This window comes from Microbacterium marinilacus (genome assembly GCF_019753765.1).
Classification (GTDB): domain Bacteria; phylum Actinomycetota; class Actinomycetes; order Actinomycetales; family Microbacteriaceae; genus Microbacterium; species Microbacterium marinilacus.
On record NZ_JAIJZW010000001.1, the window covers coordinates 1 to 18,412 of the forward strand.

General features: G+C 72.9%; 17 protein-coding genes and 1 pseudogene. 10 read left to right on the forward strand and 8 right to left on the reverse strand.

Annotation, left to right across the window (positions count from 1 at the left end; translation table 11 throughout):
- The 3 genes and pseudogenes from K5S26_RS00005 to K5S26_RS00015 form a co-directional block, all read right to left on the reverse strand.
- A pseudogene (locus K5S26_RS00005) lies at positions 1-136 on the reverse strand (leucine zipper domain-containing protein); the annotation flags it as partial.
- Between the two features lie 104 nt (positions 137-240).
- Positions 241-915, reverse strand: a complete 675-nt coding sequence (locus tag K5S26_RS00010) for a LuxR C-terminal-related transcriptional regulator (RefSeq protein ID WP_308122701.1) — start codon at positions 913-915, stop codon at positions 241-243.
- Positions 908-2,152: an ATP-binding protein gene (locus tag K5S26_RS00015; RefSeq protein ID WP_246603396.1), complete on the reverse strand. Its 1,245-nt coding sequence runs from the start codon at positions 2,150-2,152 to the stop codon at positions 908-910. Before K5S26_RS00015 ends, K5S26_RS00010 begins: the two co-directional genes overlap by 8 nt.
- 96 nt (positions 2,153-2,248) lie before the next feature.
- Here K5S26_RS00015 and K5S26_RS00020 point away from each other — a divergent pair, with 96 nt between their 5' ends.
- From K5S26_RS00020 to K5S26_RS00035, 4 genes are all read left to right on the forward strand, one after another.
- Entirely contained in the window at positions 2,249-3,706 is a 1,458-nt protein-coding gene (locus K5S26_RS00020) for a PspC domain-containing protein (protein ID WP_221854830.1), read from the forward strand.
- Between the two features lie 2 nt (positions 3,707-3,708).
- Positions 3,709-4,086 (forward strand): hypothetical protein, encoded by a 378-nt coding sequence (locus K5S26_RS00025; RefSeq protein ID WP_221854832.1) that lies wholly within the window; start codon positions 3,709-3,711, stop codon positions 4,084-4,086.
- A gap of 106 nt (positions 4,087-4,192) precedes the next feature.
- On the forward strand, positions 4,193-5,407 hold the full coding sequence (locus K5S26_RS00030; RefSeq protein ID WP_221854834.1) for a DUF418 domain-containing protein: 1,215 nt from the start codon (positions 4,193-4,195) through the stop codon (positions 5,405-5,407).
- A gap of 86 nt (positions 5,408-5,493) precedes the next feature.
- Positions 5,494-9,045, forward strand: coding sequence for a TM0106 family RecB-like putative nuclease (locus K5S26_RS00035; RefSeq protein WP_221854836.1), 3,552 nt, complete (start codon positions 5,494-5,496; stop codon positions 9,043-9,045).
- A gap of 6 nt (positions 9,046-9,051) precedes the next feature.
- Here K5S26_RS00035 and upp read toward each other — a convergent pair whose 3' ends face one another.
- Positions 9,052-9,684, reverse strand: a complete 633-nt coding sequence (upp, locus tag K5S26_RS00040) for a uracil phosphoribosyltransferase (protein ID WP_221854838.1) — start codon at positions 9,682-9,684, stop codon at positions 9,052-9,054.
- Between the two features lie 73 nt (positions 9,685-9,757).
- Here upp and K5S26_RS00045 point away from each other — a divergent pair, with 73 nt between their 5' ends.
- The 3 genes from K5S26_RS00045 (at position 9,758) to K5S26_RS00055 (ending at position 11,716) form a co-directional block, all read left to right on the forward strand.
- Positions 9,758-10,219: a nucleoside deaminase gene (locus K5S26_RS00045; protein ID WP_246603397.1), complete on the forward strand. Its 462-nt coding sequence runs from the start codon at positions 9,758-9,760 to the stop codon at positions 10,217-10,219.
- A complete protein-coding gene (locus tag K5S26_RS00050) occupies positions 10,216-11,181 on the forward strand; it encodes an epimerase (RefSeq protein ID WP_221854840.1) in 966 nt (321 codons plus the stop codon). Before K5S26_RS00045 ends, K5S26_RS00050 begins: the two co-directional genes overlap by 4 nt.
- Positions 11,182-11,248: 67 nt before the next feature.
- Entirely contained in the window at positions 11,249-11,716 is a 468-nt protein-coding gene (locus K5S26_RS00055) for a hypothetical protein (protein ID WP_221854842.1), read from the forward strand.
- 53 nt (positions 11,717-11,769) lie between these two features.
- Here K5S26_RS00055 and K5S26_RS00060 read toward each other — a convergent pair whose 3' ends face one another.
- A complete protein-coding gene (locus tag K5S26_RS00060) occupies positions 11,770-12,699 on the reverse strand; it encodes an LLM class F420-dependent oxidoreductase (RefSeq protein ID WP_221854844.1) in 930 nt (309 codons plus the stop codon).
- A gap of 27 nt (positions 12,700-12,726) precedes the next feature.
- On the reverse strand, positions 12,727-13,722 hold the full coding sequence (locus K5S26_RS00065) for a cation diffusion facilitator family transporter (RefSeq protein ID WP_221854846.1): 996 nt from the start codon (positions 13,720-13,722) through the stop codon (positions 12,727-12,729).
- A gap of 43 nt (positions 13,723-13,765) precedes the next feature.
- Between K5S26_RS00065 and proC the strand changes: the two genes are divergently transcribed.
- The gene (gene proC / locus K5S26_RS00070; RefSeq protein ID WP_221854848.1) at positions 13,766-14,629 is read left to right on the forward strand and encodes a pyrroline-5-carboxylate reductase; all 864 of its coding nucleotides are present in this window, start codon (positions 13,766-13,768) and stop codon (positions 14,627-14,629) included.
- A 44-nt stretch (positions 14,630-14,673) separates the two neighbouring features.
- On the opposite strand, the gene K5S26_RS00075 is transcribed toward proC, so the two are convergent.
- On the reverse strand, positions 14,674-15,396 hold the full coding sequence (locus K5S26_RS00075) for a response regulator (RefSeq protein WP_221854850.1): 723 nt from the start codon (positions 15,394-15,396) through the stop codon (positions 14,674-14,676).
- Positions 15,393-16,661 carry an ATP-binding protein gene (locus K5S26_RS00080; protein WP_246603398.1) on the reverse strand — a complete coding sequence of 423 codons (1,269 nt, stop codon included), beginning with the start codon at positions 16,659-16,661 and terminating at the stop codon, positions 15,393-15,395. Before K5S26_RS00080 ends, K5S26_RS00075 begins: the two co-directional genes overlap by 4 nt.
- Before the next feature lie 153 nt (positions 16,662-16,814).
- On the opposite strand from K5S26_RS00080, the gene K5S26_RS00085 reads away from it, so the two are divergent.
- Positions 16,815-17,813 carry a tripartite tricarboxylate transporter substrate binding protein gene (locus K5S26_RS00085; RefSeq protein WP_221854852.1) on the forward strand — a complete coding sequence of 333 codons (999 nt, stop codon included), beginning with the start codon at positions 16,815-16,817 and terminating at the stop codon, positions 17,811-17,813.
- On the forward strand, positions 17,810-18,412 hold the full coding sequence (locus tag K5S26_RS00090; RefSeq protein ID WP_221854854.1) for a tripartite tricarboxylate transporter TctB family protein: 603 nt from the start codon (positions 17,810-17,812) through the stop codon (positions 18,410-18,412). Before K5S26_RS00085 ends, K5S26_RS00090 begins: the two co-directional genes overlap by 4 nt.

Consider the following 18,412-nt stretch of genomic DNA (forward strand, 5'->3'; position numbering starts at 1 on the left):
GTGCCCATTTGTCGGCAGTCGGCCACGAGACGCGGAAGTAGCCAGCCGCCGCAGCGACCGTCCACTCCTCGTCGACGACCTTGCGGGCAAGGCGGAGCCGTTGGCGCGGCGTCAAGGCCGCATTAGCATGAGACACGAGAACCTCCTGGTTCAGAGCGGAAGCGGTAGCAGCTCCACTCTGCCGGGAGGTTCTCGTCACATCACGGCAATCAGATCAAACAACGACCCTGGGCACTACAGCTAGAGCAGCCGGCGGGCCGACGCCCACGCCGTGAGCTCGTGGCGCGAAGACAGCTGGAGCTTCCGCAGCACGGCCAAGACGTGCGACTCCACCGTCTTGATCGAGATGAACAGCTCGGCCGCGACCTCCTTGTAGGAGTATCCGCGGGCGATCAGCCGCATCACCTCCTGCTCGCGCGCCGAGAGCCGGTCGAGCTCGTCGTCGGTCGCCGCGGTCTCGCCGGCGGCGGCGCCGAAGGCATCGATGACGAAGCCGGCGAGCCGGGGCGAGAAGACCGCGTCGCCGTCGGCGACGGTGCGCACGGCGCTCGACACCTCGATCCCCGAGGCCCCCTTGGTGATGTAGCCCCGGGTGCCCGCGCGGATGACGCGGACGACGTCCTCGGCGGCGTCCGACACGCTCAGGGCGAGGAACCGCGTCGCGGGCGACAGCGGCGCCGCCTCCCGCAGCACGGCCTCGCCGCCGGTCTCGTCGGTCTCCGCACCCAGCAGATGGACGTCGAGCAGCACGACGTCGGGCTGCCGCTCGGCGATCGCGGCGACCGCCTCGGCGACGTCCGCCGCCTCGCCGACGACGTCGATCGAGCGGTCGAGGTCATGGCGCAGCCCCGAGCGGAAGATCGAGTGGTCGTCGACGATCACCACACGCAACGGGACGGCCGTCCGCTCAGCCACGGGCACCTCCCGCGGGGTAGCGGATGTGCACCTCGGTGCCGGTGCCGCCCGCTCCCGACGTCACGGTCGCCGAGCCGCCGATCCGGCGCATCCGCCCCACGATCGACTCGCGCACGCCGAGCCGGTCGGCGGGCACGTCCTGCGGGTCGAACCCGTCGCCGCGGTCGCGCACGAAGACGTCGACCGCGCCCGCGGACCCCTCGATGTAGACGGCGACGTCGCCGCCGGCATGGCGTGCGGCGTTGAGCATCGCCTCTCGTGCGGCCGCGGCGACCTCTCCGCTCGCCCGCTCCGTCGACACGCCGGCGGACACGACCGTCATCACCGTCTCGTAGTCGAGCTCGAGCGCCGAGCCGTAGTCGCGCAGGTCGGTCGCGAGGTCGCTGTCGGCGGGCGTGTCGCCGTCGTACAGCCACGCGCGCAGCTCGCGCTCCTGCGCGCGGGCCAGCCGCCCCGCTTCGCTGGAAGCCCCCGCGCGGTTCTGGATGAGCGCGAGCGTCTGCAGCACCGAGTCGTGCAGGTGCGCGGCCATCTCGGCCCGGTGCTCGTCCCGGATCGCCCTGACGCGCGCCGTCTGCAGCTCGCCGAGGCGTGCCACCAGGTTCGGCGCCCAGATCGCCGCAGCGCCGAGCATCGCGCCGAGCCCGCTGATCAGCATGAGCAGCAGGAAGTCGCCGCGTCCGTTGTAGGCCGACGAGAGGAAGACCGGCACCGTGGCGAGGGCGAGCGCCGTCGCGACCGCCCGCACGGCGATGTCGTGCCCGGTCCCGCGAGCGGGGTCGCGGCGATCCACGAGCGCCGACCAGACGCCCGCCCCGACGCTCAGCAGCACCGTCGCATAGACGGGCAGGAGGCTCGCGGGCGGCAGCCAGCCCGGCCCCGTCCCGTCGTGGTAGCGGCCGAACGACGACACGAGCAGCACGGCGGCGGACGCCAGCATCGCCCAGGCGGCCGGCACACGGCGCGTGGTGCGCTTCTCGGCCGCCTCCCGCGGCACGGTCGCCCACATCCACAGGTAGAGCAGCGCGCCGAACCCCAGCATCGGCGTCGTCGCGACGAACATCGTGCGCACCGCGCCGACGCGCCAGCCGAGGTGGTCGGCGAGCGCCTGGGCGGTGCCCGAGAGCAGCATGTCGTGGGGGCGCTTCAGCGGAGGCGGCGCGGACGGCGACGGCGCGGCCGGCGCCATGGGCGGGCCCTGTCGTCCGGTGGCCGGGATGACGGTCATGGGTGCCATGAAACCATCCGGGCACGCGGCGCGGCGCAGGTTTCCGGGATGGATCAGGGTGACCCCTCATAGAACCCGACGCGTGCCGCGGGGCACGATCGGATCATGACCGAATCGACCACCACGCCGCAGCGTCCGAGCGCCCCGGCGGACACCCCGCCGGCGGGCGATCGCGAGGCGGGCGTGTTCACCTGGATCCGCTCCCTCGGCTTCGTGCGGGGAGACGGCTGGGCCGGAGGCCTGTGCCTCGCCGTCGCCGAGCGCATCGGCGTGGACGTCCTGATCGTCCGCGGCGTGGCGGTCGTGCTGACCGTCCTCGGCTTCCCGCTGCTGTGGGCGTACGCGCTGGCCTGGGCGCTCGTCCCGGACGACAGGGGTCGCATCCCGCTGCAGATGCGCGCGGGCTCGGGCCCCGCGCTCCTGGGCGTGCTCGGCGCCGTGCTGCTGGCGATCGCGCACACGGCCCTCGGCACGTCGGCGATGGAGGCTATCGCGCAGTCCTCCTACCCGGGACGCTTCGTCTGGGAGCTCGGCGGGTGGCTGCTGGGGCTGTCGATCCTGGGCGCCGTCGCGGCGGTCGTGGCATGGCTTGTGCGCCGGCGTCGGCCGGCGCGCGCAGATCTCCCCCTCGCGGGGGACGACGGCGGGTTGTCGGGCACAGCCGCCGTCTCCGGCGGGGCGACTTCGGGTGTCGCCCCGCCCCCTTCCTCCGCCCCCGAGCCGCCGGAGCCGCTCTCGGCGCTCGCGTCGGCCGCCGAGCTCGACGCCTGGCGCGAGCAGCACGCCGCGTGGCGCGAGCAGCACGAGCAGTGGCGCAGGCGTCAGGCCGACGGCGACCAGGCCGCCGCCGCCGAGGCACGCGCGCGGCTCGTCGCCGAGCGCGCCGCCTTCCGGGCCGAGGCCGCACGCCTGCGCGCGGAACGGCGGGCGGCTAAGCCGCGCACGTCGGTCTCGTTCGTCGTGATCGCGCTCGGCACCGCCCTGCTGGCGGGCGTCGGCGTCTGGTTCGCCTTCCAGCCGTACGCGTCCGAGCGCGCGATCCCCGCCGCCTTCCTGAGCGCGGCCGCCGCGGTCGGGCTCGCCATGGTGCTGGCGGGCGCGCTTCGCCGTCGCAGCGGCTTCCTCGCCGCGGTCGCCATCGTGCTGCTCGCCGTCGGCGGGACGGGCGCGCTCGCCGCGTCGTTCGATGAGCTCGTCCCGCCCGGCGCGGTGCGCTATCCGCCGCAGGGCGCCTACGAGATCGTCCAGCCGTTCGGCGCGCTCCAGCTCGAGGTCGGGGCCTGGGACGGCGGCGACGGCGTCACGACCGTGGAGAAGGGCAGCGGCGAGACGCGCATCTCGGTGCAGGCCGACGTCGACGTCGTGATCGAGGCCACGCTGGGGGACGGCGGTCAGCTCTGGGTCAACAGGTATGGCGACGACGGCTACGCACGCACCAGCGAGCCCGCCATGCGGGACGGTTTCGTCCGCTGGACGCACGACGGCGGGGCGGACGTCCCGACACGGACGATCGTGCTCGACCAGAAGCAGGGCGACGTCATCATCGATGTCTGGGGGAACTGACGATGAGTGAGAACGACACGACGACAGCGGGCGCGGCGCCGCGCACCCGGTGGGCGGGGATCGTCTTCGGGGCGGCCTTCGCCGCCGCGGCGATCGCCGGGGTGGTGCTGCTCGCCCTGCCGGACGGCGGCCGCCTGCTGCACGACGGGCTGCGCCCCGCGATGGTACAGGTGCGTGCCGAGTGGGTGCTCGCCGGCCTGCTGCTGCTCCTGGGGGCGCTGGCGGTGACGGGCGGCGCCGTCGCGCTCCGCCATCGCGGGCGCACGGACGCGGCGCCGGTCGCACCGGCCCGACGAGGCGACGATCCGGCCGAAGCCGAAGCCGAAGCCGAAGCCGAAGCCGAAGCCGAAGCCGAGGCCGAAGCCCCGCCGGAGCGCTGAGGGCGGTCCGCCGCGACCGGGCGAGGTTGTGGGGGTCGCGGCCGTCCCGCCAGGATGGACGACGGCGACCGACGCCACGCGCCTTCACCGCGCGGAGGGGAGAACCATGACGGTGAGACACGAGACGTCCTCCACGACCGCGGGTCGCGCCGTGGCCCCCGACGTCGCCCGCGGGCTCATGCTGCTGCTGATCGCGCTCGCGAACGTGTCGTGGTTCCTGTACGGGCACACCACGTCGTCGGTGAACGCGCACCGTGTCGGGACGACGGGGCTCGACGCGGTGTGGCAGTCGGTCGCGATCATCGCGATCGACGGACGCAGCTATCCGCTCTTCGCGTTCCTGTTCGGCTACGGGATCTGGCAGCTCTACACCCGTCAGCAGGCGCTGGGGCGCGACGAGAGGGCGGCGCGACGGCTGCTCCAGGTGCGCAATCTCCTGCTGATCGTGTTCGGCGCGGTGCACGCCGCGCTGCTCTGGTACGGCGACGTGCTGGGCGCCTACGGCCTCATCGGCCTCATCGTCGTCTGGCTCTTCCTCCGCAGAGCCGATCGCACGCTCTGGACGTGGGCGATCGTGCTGGTGTCGCTGTTGGCCGCCGGCGCGGCCCTCGGCATCGTCGGCGGGCTCACGATCCCGCCCGAGTACGTCGCGATGACGGAGGCCTCGCTGCCGCAGCTCGCGGGGATCTCCCCGTACACGGCGTCGATCCTGCCGCGCCTGGCGTTCTGGGCGCCCCTGGTCGTCGGCCAGGGCGTCATCGGGCTCGTGGTGCCCGCCGCCGTCCTGCTGGCCATCGTGTTCGCACGCAGGAGGGTGCTCGAGGCGCCGTGGGAGCACCGCACGCTGCTGCGTCGCACCGCCATCGTGGGAGTCGCCGTCGGCTGGGCGGGTGCCGTCCCGGAGCTGCTGGTGCACCACGGCGCCTGGGACGTCCCGGACTGGACGGCGGTGATGCTCCAGTCGGTCACCGGCCTCTTCGCCGCTCTCGGCTATGTGGCGCTGTTCGCTCTGGCGACGGCCGGCGCGGGCCGCGCCCCGGGGGCGATCGGGCGTGCGCTCGCCGCGGTCGGCAAGCGGTCGCTGTCGTCGTACCTGCTGCAGTCGGTGATCTTCGCGCCGGTGCTCTGCGCGTGGGGTCTCGGGCTCGGCGGGGTGCTCTCACCGTGGCAGGCCGCATTGTTCGCGGTCGCGGTCTGGCTGGTCTCGGTCGGGGTCGCGATGGCGCTCGAGCGGGCCGGACGGCGCGGGCCCGCGGAATGGCTGCTGAGGGCGCTCGCGTACGGCGCGGGCCGGAGCTCCGCGACGCCCGTCAGCTCGTGAGGCCGATCGTCGTGGCCCTCTCTGTCGGTGCCGCGGCCTGTGCACGGTCGACGCCGGATGTCCGACGCCGCGTCTAGCCTCGGAACGTGCGATACATCCAGACCGAGCAGCGCGTCGTATGGAGCGCGAGCGACCTGAAGGTCGCCGCCGAGTGTGAGTTCGCGTGGCTTCGGAAGCTCGACTCCCGCCTCGGTCGCGTGCCGGAGGTGGACGAGCCCGAGGACGAGATGCTCGAGCGTGCGGCGCGGATGGGCGACGCCCACGAGGCGCGGGTGCTGGACGCCTACCGCAACGACTCCGGCTCCGCCGTGGTGGAGGTCCCCGCCGCTCGTGCGAGCGACGCGGAGGCGATGTCCGTCGCCACCGCGGCGACGGCGGCGGCGCTGGCCGATCCGTCTGCTCGCGTCGTCTTCCAGGCCGCGTTCTCCACCGATGAGTTCGTGGGCTTCGCAGACTTCCTGCTTCGCGACGCCGACGGGCGCTGGCGGGTGCAGGACTCCAAGCTCGCTCGTCGCGCGAAGGTCACCGCGCTGATGCAGCTCGCGGCATACGCCGATCAGCTCGACCGGCTGGGCGTCCCGCGCTCGGACGAGGTCGACCTGCTGCTGGGCGACGGGACGACGTCGACGCACCGTGTGGACGACCTGATGCCGCTCTTCCGCGTTCGCCGCTCGCGACTGCGTGCGCTGATCGCCGATCGCCGCCTCGACCTCGGGGCGTCGGGCGATCCGGTCGCCTGGGGCGATCTGGGCGTGGTCGCGTGCGGCCGGTGCGCGACCTGCGAGCAGGAGGTCGTCGCCCACCGCGACCTGCTCCTCGTCGCCGGCATGCGTCCCGTGCAGCGCGAGCGCCTGCGCGCCGCGGGCATCCGCTCGATCGACGAGCTCGCCGGCGCGGCGGCGGCGCCCCCGGGGATGAGCCCCGACACCTTCGCGGGACTGCGGACACAGGCGCGGCTGCAGCTCGCCGGCGAGGGCGGCGCCGCCGAGGGCGCGGCCTCGCAGCCGGAAGGCGCCGTCGCGTTGCCCCGATACGAGGTCGTGCTGCCGGAGGCGCTCGCGACCATGCCTCGTCCCGACCGGGGCGACATCTTCTTCGACTTCGAGGGCGACCCGCTCTACAGCGAACCGGGGTCCGCGACGCACGGCGGACGGTGGGGCAGCGAGAGGTACGGGATCGACTACCTCTTCGGCTGGGTCGACCTCCAGGAGCAGTACACGCCGCTGTGGGCGCACAGCTTCGCCGAGGAGAAGGCGGCGCTCGAACGGTTCTGCGACTTCGTCGACGCCCGCCGCGCGGCGCATCCCGACATGCACATCTACCATTACGCGCCGTACGAGCCGACGCACCTGGCGGCGATGGCAGCGCGTCACGGCGTGCGCGAGGCCGACGTCGACCGCATGCTCCGCGAGGAGCTCTTCGTCGACCTCTACCCGATCGTGCGCCGGGCGCTGCGCGTCGGATCGCGCTCCTACTCGATCAAGAAGCTCGAGCCGCTGTACATGGGCGGCGAGGTGCGGACGCAGGACGTCCAGCAGGGCGGCGACTCGATCCTGCGCTATGTCGAGGCGCGCGAGCTGCTCGTGGCCGGCGACACACGCACGGCGCAGGAGATCCTCGACGACCTCGCCGACTACAACCGGTACGACTGCGTGTCGACCCGGCGCCTGCGCGACTGGCTCGTCGAGCGCGCGCGGGAGGCCGGCGTGCTGCCGGCCCCGAAGGACGAGCACGAGGCGTTCGCCTACGAGCCCTCGCCGCTCGCCGTCTCGCTCGACGCGCGGGCCGCGGACCTTGCGCCGGACGCTCCCGACGCGGTCGCCCTGCGACTCGGAGCCGCCGCGATCGACTACTACCCGCGCGAGCGCAAGAGCTTCTGGCAGTCGCATTTCCAGCGGCTGCGCGAGCCCCTCTCGCTCTGGGCCGACACCCGCGACGTCGTGTCGGTCGACGCCGCCCGCAGCCGGGTGCTGCACGACTGGGCCGTGCCCGAGGGCGGGCGTCAACGCGCCGTGCGGCGCGTGGTCGAGCTGCGCGGCGACCTCGCTCCGGGCACCCGTCTCAAGGAGGGGGCGCAGCCGTTCGTGCTGTACCCGCGTCCGGCTCCGTTCGAGGCCGACGTCTCGTCGCGCTGGATCCACATCGGCCGCAGCGTCGACGTGCTGGCAGAGCTCGAGGACGGCGTGGTCGTGTCCGAGACGTCCATCGGCGGCGCGACCTGGGACGACCTGCCGATCGCGCTCACGCCGTCCGCGCCCCCGCAGGCAGGCAATCAGCAGAAGGCGATCGACGCCTGGGCCGAGCAGGTGCTGGCTGCGGGCGACGAGCTGCCGCCCGGGCCGGCGACGGACATCCTGCGGCGGCGTCCGCCGCGCACCAGAGCGGGCATGCTGCCCTCAGGACGCGAGGCGGGAGAGCGCGACGACGTCTCGGCCATCGTCGCGGCCGTCCGCGACCTCGATCGCAGCTACCTCGCTGTGCAGGGGCCTCCCGGCACCGGCAAGACCTACGTGGGCTCGCACGCGATCGCCCGTCTCGTGAACGAGCACGGCTTCAAGGTCGGCGTGGTCGCGCAGTCGCACGCGGTGGTCGAGAACATGCTCGAGCGCATCGTCGCCGCCGGCGTGCCGGCGGGATCGGTCGCAAAGGCGCCGAAGTCGGGCTCGACGGACGCCGAGCCGGTGTTCACGGTGATCCCGAAGAACGGCGTCGCGTCGTTCACCGCCGAACACCCGGGCGGACACGTCGTCGGCGGCACGGCGTGGGACTTCGCCCACGAGGCCCGCGTTCCGCGTGGCAGCCTGGACCTGCTCGTCGTCGACGAGGCGGGGCAGTTCTCACTGGCCTCGACGATCGCGGTCTCTCTCGCGGCCTCGCGGCTGCTGCTGCTCGGCGATCCTCAGCAGCTGCCTCAGGTGAGCCAGGGCACCCATCCCGAGCCGGTCGACACGTCCGCGCTCGGCTGGGTCATGGACGGGGAGCAGGTCATCCCGGAGAGCCACGGATACTTCCTGGCGAGGTCGTGGCGCATGCATCCCGAGGTCTCCGCCGCCGTGTCGCACCTCTCGTACGACGGGCGCCTGGCCTCCCATCCCGCCGCCGAGACGCGCGGTGTCGAAGGCGTCGAGCCGGGGCTGCACGTCGTGCCCGTGCGACATCGGGGCAACGCGACCGAGTCACCCGAGGAGGCCGACGAGGTCGTGCGGATCGTCGCCGACCTGCTCGGCCGGGCCTACACCGACATCGAGATCGGCGACGGAGGCGCCTCGACGGCCTGCCCGCCGAGGCCGCTGGCGCAGGCCGACCTGATCGTGGTGGCTCCCTACAACGCTCAGCAGCAGCGTGTGGAGGACTCCCTCGCCGCGGCCGGCTACGACGAGGTGCGCGTGGGCACCGTCGACCGCTTCCAGGGGCAGGAGGCGGCCGTGGCGATCGTGACCCTCGCGGCCTCGAGCGGTCGCGATGCGCCCCGCGGTTCGGACTTCCTCCTGCTGCAGAACCGCCTCAACGTCGCGGTCTCCCGCGCGAAGGTCGCGGCCTATCTGATCCACTCGCCGGCCCTGCTCGACGACCTTCCGCACACGCCCGAGGGCGTCACCCGGCTCAGCGTGTTCGCGCGCCTGGTCGGTGGGGCCTGAGGGACGTCAGACGGTGCCGTACAGGCGGTCGCCCGCGTCGCCGAGACCGGGCACGATGTAGCCCTTCTCGTTGAGGCGCTCGTCGAGGGCGCCGAGCACCAGCGTCACGTCGCGTCCGTCGACCTGCTTCTGGATCGCGTTCACGCCTTCGGGGGAGCCGAGCAGGCAGACGGCGGTGACGTCCTGCGCTCCGCGCTGGAACAGGAACTCGATGGCCGCTCCCAGCGACCCGCCCGTGGCGAGCATCGGGTCGAGCACGAAGCACTGCCGGTCGCTCAGGTCGTCCGGCAGGCGCTCGGCGTAGGTGACGGGCTCGAAGGTCTCCTCGTCGCGCGCCATGCCGAGGAAACCCACCTCTGCGGTCGGCACCAGCTTGGTCATGCCCTCGAGCATCCCGAGTCCGGCGCGCAGGATCGGCACGACCAGCGGGCGCGGATCGCTGATCTTCACGCCCGTGGTCGTCGTGACCGGGGTCTCGATCTCGACCGGCGCCACGCGCACGTTCCGGGTCGCCTCGTACGCGAGCAGCGTCATCAGCTCCTCGGTGAGCTGTCGGAACACCGGCGACGGGGTGCTCTTGTCGCGCAGCACGGTCAGCTTGTGCGTGATGAGCGGGTGGTCGGCGACGTGCAAGCGCATGACCTCAGGCTACCGGCCGCGGATCGTGCTGCCTGAATCCGATCCGCCTCGAGGCAGACCGTAGGCTCGTCCCATGACCCCGCAGGAGTGCGACACCGCCGCCATGGAGCGCGCGCTCGCGCTGGGCGCCGAGGCGGACCGGTCGGGCGAGGTGCCCGTCGGCGCGGTCGTCCTGGACGCGTCCGGAACCGTGATCGGAGAGGGACGCAACCGCCGCGAGGCGGACTGCGACCCGTCGGCCCATGCCGAGGTGGTGGCGATGCGCGAGGCGGCCCGGAGCACCGGCTCGTGGAACCTCGAGGGCTGCACCCTCGTCGTCACGCTCGAGCCGTGCCTGATGTGCGCGGGCGCGCTGCTGCAGGCGCGGGTGTCGCGGCTCGTCTTCGGGGCCTGGGACGACAAGGCCGGCGCGGCCGGCTCGATGTACGACGTCGTGCGCGACCGTCGCCTGCCGTATCGCGCCGAGGTGGTCGGCGGCGTGCGAGAGGACGAGGCGCGGCGGCAGCTGCGCGGATTCTTCGAGGCGCGCCGATGAGCCGCGTCGCGGTGGTCGCCGGGGCCTCCGGCTTCGTGGGGCGGGCGGTCGTCGGCGCGCTCGAGGACGACGGCTACGAGGTGCGGACGATCGGAAGATCGGGACCGGTGCGGTGGGGCGACGCGGCGGCCATCGCGGCGGCGGTGGACGGCGCCGACGTGCTCGTGGGCCTCGCCGGGAAGTCGGTGAACTGCCGCTACACGGATCGCAACCGCGACGAGATCCTGCGCTCGCGCGTCGAGACCACACGCGAGCTGCGGGAGGCGGTAGCCGCGGCCGCGCGGCCGCCGCGCGTCTGGCTGAACGCGAGCACCGCCACGATCTACCGCCACGCGATGGACCGGCCGAACACCGAGTCGGCCGGAGAGCTCGGCACCGGGTTCTCCGTGGACGTCGCGCGGGAGTGGGAGCGCGAGCTCTTCGCCGGCGAGCTGCCCGGAACGCGGCGCGTGGCTCTGCGCATGGCGATCGTGCTCGGCGACGGGCCCGCGACGAGGATGCTGCTCCGGCTCGCGCGGATCGGTCTCGGCGGCCCGCAGATCGACGGCTGGTGGTTCCGGGGAGGCCGCCGCTACCGGGGGATCGGGACCGACCCGTCCGGGGACGGCCGCGCGCCCCGGCACCGCACGCACGGCCGTCAGCGGTTCAGCTGGATCCACCTCGACGACGTGATCGGCGCGATGCGGTTCCTGATCTCCCGCGACGACCTCGACGGCCCCGTGAACCTCGCGGCCCCGAGCCCCCGCGATAACCGCACGCTGATGGCGACGCTGCGCCGCACGGTGGGGATGCCGATCGGGCTGCCCGCGTGGCGGTTCATGCTCGAGCCGGCGATGTGGCTGCTGCGCACGGAGCCGGAGCTCGTGCTGAAGAGCCGGTGGGTCGTGCCCGAACGCCTCGAGAGCGCCGGCTACCGCTTCGCCTGGCCCGACCTCGAGCCCGCCGTGCGCGACGTCGCCTAGGGCGTGTTGATCAAGGTGGCGCTGCGGAGTTGAGGCTGTTGCGGTCCGCCTCGGTAAGATCCAGGGCGTGCGTGAGGAGCATCTGTTCGGCATCCGCCTGTACCTGGTAACAGCGAGGGACAACGTCGATTCCGGGGCTCGTGAAATCGGTACTGTCCACGACGGAGAGTTTCTGGTCATGGAGAACGGTGACGGGACGACATCGGTGTGCGACCCTGCCACAGGCGCTTGTTTCCCGCTCAACCGCGACAGGAGGGCCACCGAAGGCTTCCTCGAGGCTTTCGCGGAGTATCTGAGCTCCGGGCCATCTGCCCCGACGCCGGTGACGATGACGGCTGAACAGGCCGCGGAGCGTCTTCGTGCTTTCCGGGAGGGGCGGGTCCGTCCTCGCGTGCCCCCAGCAGACAAGGGGCTCTCTCACCGCGCACGGCTGAGGAAGCTCCGAAAGCGGCTACACGCGATTGATAGCACCGCGACTGGGCCGGATTCATGGTGGAGCGGCGTCATCGAAGAGGCGGAGAACGACCTGCTCTGAGCGGCACGGCCTAGACCGGCTTCCGAGCCGCCCGAGGCGGCGACGCCGCCGGATCAGTGCGGCAGCCGGGGCAGGACCTCCTCGCCGAGATAGGCGAGCTGGTCCAGGTCGGTCATGTCGAGGAGCTGGAAGTAGACCCGCTCCGCTCCCAGCTCGACCAGGCGCGCCACCTTGTCGACGATCTCGGCCGACGAGCCGCAGACGTTGGTGTCGCCGCGGAACGCGTCGAGGTCGCGGCCGATGACCGACGCCCGTCGCGCCAGGTCGGCCTCCGTCGGGCCGGCGAGCGTCGGCAGCGCGACCGACAGCTTCAGCGTGGCGGGGTCGCGATCGGCGCGCTCGCACGCGGCGACCGCCCCGGCGAACTTGTCGGCCACGACCGGTTCCGGCTGGAACCCGATGTTGAACTCGCTCGCGTAGCGCGCCGCGAGCGCCGGGGTGCGCCGCGGCCCGCCGCCCCCGACGATGACGGGGATGCGCGCCTGCGTGGGCTTGGGCAGCGCGGGGGAGTCGGTCAGGTCGTGATGCGCTCCGTGGAACGAGAACCGCTCGCCGGCGGGCGTCGCCCAGAGCCCGGTCACGATCGCGAGCTGCTCCTCCAGCAGGTCGAACCGCTTCGGCGGGAAGGGGATGCCGTACGCCCGGTGCTCGGCCTCGAACCACCCCGTCCCGAGCCCGAGCTCGACGCGTCCGCCGGACATCTCGTCGACCTGCGCGACCTGGATGGCGAGGATCCCCGGCACGCGGTAGGTGGCGGAGGAGACGAGCGTGCCGAGCCGGATCCGCTCGGTCTCGCGCGCCAGCCCTGCGAGGGTCATCCAGGCGTCGGTCGGCCCGGGCAGGCCGTCCGCGTCGTCCATCGCGAGGTAGTGGTCCGAGCGGAAGTAGCCGTCGAAGCCGTGCCTCTCGGCGGCCTGGGCGAACACGCGCTGGGTGTCGTACGAGGCGCCCTGCTGGGGCTCTGTGAAGACGCAGTACTCCATGCGGGCCAGTCTGTCAGCCCGTGCGCCTCAGTCGGCTGACTTGAGGATGATCGCGTCGGTCTCGGGCTGGGGGAGCCCCGCCGGGCGGTACACGTCGGGTTCGAGGTAGACGATGCGGGCCGCGGGCACGGCCTCCCGGATGCGTTCCTCTACCGCGTTGATGTCGGAGGCGACGTCGAGCAGCAGCTTGTCCTGCGGCAGGCCGACCTTCGCGGCGACGAGCAGCTCTTCGGGCCCCACGTAGAGCGTCTTGATGTGGATGAGCTTCTCGACCTCCGGGCCCTTCTCGATCGCGGCGACGATCCGGTCGAAGTCGGCCATCGTGGCGCCCTCGCCGACCAGCAGGCTCTTGGTCTCGATGCCGAGCACGATCGCGACGAGGATCAGCAGGCAGCCGATCATCAGCGTGCCGAGCGCGTCGAAGAAGGTGTTGCCCGTGACGACGGTGAGCCCGACGCCGAAGAGGGCGAACACGAGGCCGAACAGCGCCGCCACGTCCTCCAGCAGCACGACGGGAAGCTCCGGCGCCTTGGCGTGCCGCACGAACGAGATCCACGACTGACCCTTGGCCTTGATCGCGGCGCTCTCCCTGACGGCGGTGCGCAGCGAGAACGACTCGAGCAGGATCGCGACCGACAGGATGACCAGCGGCAGCCACCACCACTGCTCGTCGAGCGCGTGCGGATGCGTCAGCTTGTCCACGCCCTCGTAGATCGAGAACAGGCCGCCCACGGAGAACAGGATGATCGCCACGACGAAGGCGTACACGTAGCGCTCGCGCCCGTACCCGAAGGGGTGCTCGCGGTCGGCCGCTCGGCGCGCCTTCCGGCCTCCGAGCATGAGCAGCAGCTGGTTGCCCGAGTCGGCGACGGAGTGGATCGCCTCGGCGAGCATCGAGGCGGAGCCCGACAGCAGCCACCCGATGAACTTCGCCACGGCGATGCCCATGTTCGCCAGGAACGCGGCCAGGATCGCCTTTCCGCCGCCGTGCCCGCCGCCGTGCTCACTGCGCTCTGCACTCATGGCGATGAGTCTACGGATGCGACGTCTTCGTAGGATGAGGGGCATGGTCGATTCCCTGCCTTCGCTCGCGTTCCTCGGTGCCGGCTCGATGGGCGGCGCGATCCTGCGCGGCGTCGTCGCGAGCGGCATCCCGGTCGACGGCGGCATCGTCGCCACGAACCGCACGGCGGAGAAGGCCGCCGAGCTCGCCGAGCTGGAAGGCGTGCGCAGCATCGCGCTGGCCGACGAGCCCGACGGGAACGCGCGGGCGGCAGCGGACGCGCGGGTGCTGCTGGTCGGGGTGAAGCCCGCGATGGTGCCCGACCTGCTCCGCGAGATCGCGCCGCACGTGCGCCCGGACGCGATCGTCGTGAGCCTGGCCGCGGGCGTGACGCTGGGGACGTTCGCGTCGGTCCTCGGCGACGACGTCGTGGCGCTGCGCTCGATGCCGAACACGCCGTCGCTGGTCGGCAAGGGCGTCACCGGCCTCGCGGCGGGACCGGCCGCATCGGCGGAGGACGTCGCGACGGTGCGGGCGCTGTTCGAGACGGTCGGCACCGTCATCGAGGTCCCCGAGGAGCAGATCGACGCCCTATCCACGGTGTCCGGCTCGGGGCCCGCCTACGTCTTCCTGCTGATCGAGGAGCTGACGCGCGCCGCCGTCGGTCTCGGCTTCGACGAGGCCGATGCGCGACGGATGAGCGAGGGCACGTTCATCGGAGCCACGGCGCTGCTCGAGGCGTCCGGCGAGGATCCCGCCGAGCTGCGTCGCCGCGTGACGAGCCCGAAGGGCACGACCGAGCGGGCCATCGGGGTGCTGCAGGACGCCGGCCTCGACGGGGTGTTCCGCGAGGCGACCGCCGCCGCACTGGCCCGTGCGCGCGAGCTCGCCGCCGAGAGCGCGCCGGCCGGCCCGTCGGCCGGCTGAGGCGCGGGCCGGCCTCTCGTCTCAGGAACGCCGCGGGGTCGCGGTCATCGGCCCGACGGGACCAGCCGGTACAGCACCTCCGGTCGGCCGCGTCGGCCGTAACGGTAGGCGAGGTCTATCACGCCGGCGTCGACCAGGTGCGTCAGATAGCGGTGGGCTGTCGCCCGAGAGAGACCGCACGCCGACGCCACCTCCGCGGTCGACATCGCCGCCACCGGGTCGAGGGCTGCGACCACGCGCGCGAGCGTGTGCTCCGCGAGGCCCTTCGGCAGGCCGGCGGCCGTCGCGGGCCGTCGCCCCGAGGGGGCGACGGTGCGGATGCCTCCCGTCGCCAGCAGCCGGTCGATCTCGCCCTGAGCCAGAGGTCGCTCCCGCGCGGCCTCGGCGGTGTCTCGCCGTGCCGCGCGATACTGCTCCAGCCGTTCGCGCAGCGCAGCCTGGGTGAACGGCTTCACCAGGTATCCCCTGACGCGGGCGGCGATCGCCTGCCGCACCGTCGTCTGATCCTGCGACGAGCTGATGACCAGCACGTCCGGACCGCTCTCGCCGAGCGTGCGGAGCCGGTGCAGCACCTCCACGCCGCTGATGTCGGGCAGGCGCATGTCGAGCAGCACGAGGTCGACGCCGCGCGCCTGCGCGAGCGCCTCCCTTCCGGTCGCGGCCGTGCCCGCGACGGCGAAGCCGGGCGCCTCCGCCACGAACCTGCAGTGCAGGGCGCGTGCACCCTGGTCGTCGTCGACCACCAGGACCCGGATGTCGGCCGTCATCGCTGGGCCGCCATGTCGAAGGCGAACCGCGCGCCGCCGAGCGCGGACGAGCCCACCTCGACGGTGCCGCCGCGCGACGTCACGATGCGCCGCACCAGCTCGAGGCCGACCCCGCGCCCCCACCCCGTCGCGTCCGGCTTCGAAGAGAACCCGGGGGAGAAGATCCGCGACGCGATGCGTGCGTCGACTCCGGGCCCGTCGTCCTCGACCGCGCCGACGAGGCGGCCGGCGAGATCCTCCAGGGTGCACCGGACCCGGGTGGCGCCGGCCTCCCCGGCGTTGCGGCACAGGTTCGACAGCACGGTGACGACCTCGTCGTCGATGTCCGCGGCGACCCGCAGCTCGAACTCCACCTGGGTTCCGCGCTCGAGCAGTTCCGCGCGCACCGCGTGCACCGTCGCGTCGAGGAGCGGTGCGTCCGCCGACGGGTCCGCGTCCGCGCCCGCCACCGGGACCACGCCCTCGATGTATCCCAGCGCCCCGCCGGCGTCCCCGCGGGACACGAGGCCGTGGACCACGTGCAGCCGGGTGTGGAACTCGTGCGCCTGCTCCCGCAGCGCCGTCGTCGTGCGCTGCATCTGCGCGTGCTCCGCGGCCAGCCCGTCCAGCCGGCGGAAGCGTCGCTCGACGGCCGCCGTGAGCACCGAGCTGGCCAGCGTCGCGACGACGAGAGCGCCGACGGCCCACGGCAGGAGCGCGCCCAGCGCGTCGGCGCGTTCCGCCGCGATGTCCGCCTCGCGCACACCGACCGCCACCATGCCGACGATGTCGCCGTCGTCGTCCCGCACCGGCTCCTTCGCCCGGAACGACGGACCGGAAGGGCCGGTCTCCGTGCCGAGGAAGGGCGTTCCCGCCAGCACCGACTCGTTCGTGGTGGACACCTGCACGCCTCGCTCGGCGGCGAGGGGGTGCGTGATGCGGACGCCCTCGTCGTCGGTCACCACGACGTAGTAGACGCCGGCGGCCTGCGCGACCAGCTCGGCGATCGGCTGCAGCCTCCCGGTCGCGTCGGCGAGATCGGCCGCATCGGCCAGGTCGTCCGGCGCCCCGGCGGTCGTCGCCTGCTCGAGCACCTCGCGCACCTCGCGCAGCACGGCGAGACTCGTCGCGACCTCCTGCACCCGTTCCGCGGTCGCCTCGCGGATCCGGCTCTCCTGCAGGGACAGCGCGACCGCCGTCGTGACCGACAGGGCGGCGAGCGTGATCACCGAGGGCAGCACGAGCATCAGCAGTCGGACGCCCCGTTGGGTCGGGCGGAAGGGCATCGTGCGCGCCTCCTCGCGGCGGTGAGCGCATGCCGCCACCTTGCGGCATGCGCGGAAAAGAGAACAAATCCGTGGCGGGGCCGGGGGTCGGCGGCGCGGTGCCATCCTAGGTCGATCTCGCGGAGACGACGATGTCCGCGCGGAAGGAACCCCATGACGAAGAAGTCCCCCAGCACGCGTTCCGTGGTCGGCCGGGTCATCGGCGGCGCCGTCGCGGCCGCCGCCGTCGGCGTGGCGACGTACGGATCGATCAGCTCTGCCGCGACCGGGCAGGAGATCAACGCCTCCATGACGATCGTCGCCCCCGCGGCAGCCGGCGGAGGCTGGGACGGCGTCGCTCGCGAGCTGCAGCAGGCGCAGAAGGCGAACGGCCTGGTGAACAACGTCCAGGTGGTCAACATGCCGGGTGCCGGCGGGACCATCGCGCTCGGCAACGTATCGGTGCTCGAGGGGGAGCCGAACAACCTGCTCGTCGGCGGCACGGGGCTGCTGGCCGCGACGATCCAGTTCGACTCGGCCGCGACGCTCGCCGACGTGACCCCGCTCGCGGTGGTCGTCGAGGAGTACGACGTCATCGTCGTCCCCGCGGACTCGCCCTACGAGACGCTCGGCGATCTGGTGGAGGCGTGGCGGGACGACCCGAAGTCGATCCCGTGGACCGGAGGCGGCTCCTTCGATCAGCTCGTCGTGACCGACCTCGCGCTCGCCGCCGGAATCGATCCCGTCGACACCACCTACATCTCGTCGGACGGGGGCGGCGAGGCGATCCAGGCGCTCCTCAACGGGACGGCGCGCGCGGCGGCCGGCGGGTATCCCGACAACATCGACCAGATCGAGGCGGGCCGGCTGCGCGCGCTCGCGCTGGTCGCGAAGGAGCCCGTCGAGGGCATCGACATCCCGACCGCCGCCGAGCAGGGCTATGACGTCTCCCTGACGAACTGGCGTTCGCTCTCGGCTCCGTCGGGCCTCGACGACGACGACGTCACCGCCCTCACCGAGCTGGTCCTCCAGAGCGTGGACACGCCGGAGTGGAGCGACGCCGTCGACCGCTACCACTGGACCGAGCGCATCATCACCGGGGACGAGCTGGAGGCGTTCCTCGACGACGAGGAGGCCCGCATCCGGGCTCTGTACGAGGAGATGGGACTGTGACCTTCCCCGCCAACCCCACCGCGGCCTCGGCCGTCATCGGCGACCGGCTCCGGCTGACCTCGGCTCCCGGCATCGCCGCGTTGCTCAAGGGGCTCACGATGCCGGCGATCATCGCCGCGTTCGCCACCTACCTGGTCGTCGGGATCCTCACCATGCGGGTGCCGGAGGGCACCGTCTTCCCGGGGCCGCAGTTCTTCCCCGCGATCATCGCGACAGGCCTCTACGTCTTCGCCGCGGCCCTCGTGGTCTCCGCGATCCGCGAGGTGCGCTCCCTGCCCGACCCGCTGGTCGCCGAGCTCGAGGCGGCCCAAGCGGAGGCCGACGGCGCGGGCGAGGAACGGCCGGCGCGCGCCGTGCGCGTCGATGCGCGGTCGCTCGCCTGGGTCGTCGGCTCCTTCCTGGCCTTCGCCTTCCTGCTCGACCTGCTCGGCTGGGTCATCGCGGCGGGGCTGCTCTTCTGGGGCGTCGCCCGGGGCTTCGGCGCCGCACGGCCGCTCCAGGTTCTCGCCGTCGGGCTCACCGTGAGCTCGCTGGCCTACATCGGATTCGACATGCTGCTCGGGATGCCGCTCCCGTCCGGTCTTCTCGGAGGGTTCTGA

Coding starts and splice junctions, on each gene's coding strand:
- K5S26_RS00015 (WP_246603396.1), bottom strand. CDS start 2,152: ATGGCACCCATGACCGTCATCCCGGCCACCGGACGACAGGGCCCGCCC.
- K5S26_RS00020 (WP_221854830.1), top strand. CDS start 2,249: ATGACCGAATCGACCACCACGCCGCAGCGTCCGAGCGCCCCGGCGGAC.
- K5S26_RS00025 (WP_221854832.1), top strand. CDS start 3,709: ATGAGTGAGAACGACACGACGACAGCGGGCGCGGCGCCGCGCACCCGG.
- K5S26_RS00030 (WP_221854834.1), top strand. CDS start 4,193: ATGACGGTGAGACACGAGACGTCCTCCACGACCGCGGGTCGCGCCGTG.
- upp (WP_221854838.1), bottom strand. CDS start 9,684: ATGCGCTTGCACGTCGCCGACCACCCGCTCATCACGCACAAGCTGACC.
- K5S26_RS00045 (WP_246603397.1), top strand. CDS start 9,758: ATGACCCCGCAGGAGTGCGACACCGCCGCCATGGAGCGCGCGCTCGCG.
- K5S26_RS00050 (WP_221854840.1), top strand. CDS start 10,216: ATGAGCCGCGTCGCGGTGGTCGCCGGGGCCTCCGGCTTCGTGGGGCGG.
- K5S26_RS00060 (WP_221854844.1), bottom strand. CDS start 12,699: ATGGAGTACTGCGTCTTCACAGAGCCCCAGCAGGGCGCCTCGTACGAC.
- K5S26_RS00065 (WP_221854846.1), bottom strand. CDS start 13,722: ATGAGTGCAGAGCGCAGTGAGCACGGCGGCGGGCACGGCGGCGGAAAG.
- proC (WP_221854848.1), top strand. CDS start 13,766: ATGGTCGATTCCCTGCCTTCGCTCGCGTTCCTCGGTGCCGGCTCGATG.
- K5S26_RS00075 (WP_221854850.1), bottom strand. CDS start 15,396: ATGACGGCCGACATCCGGGTCCTGGTGGTCGACGACGACCAGGGTGCA.
- K5S26_RS00080 (WP_246603398.1), bottom strand. CDS start 16,661: ATGCCCTTCCGCCCGACCCAACGGGGCGTCCGACTGCTGATGCTCGTG.
- K5S26_RS00085 (WP_221854852.1), top strand. CDS start 16,815: ATGACGAAGAAGTCCCCCAGCACGCGTTCCGTGGTCGGCCGGGTCATC.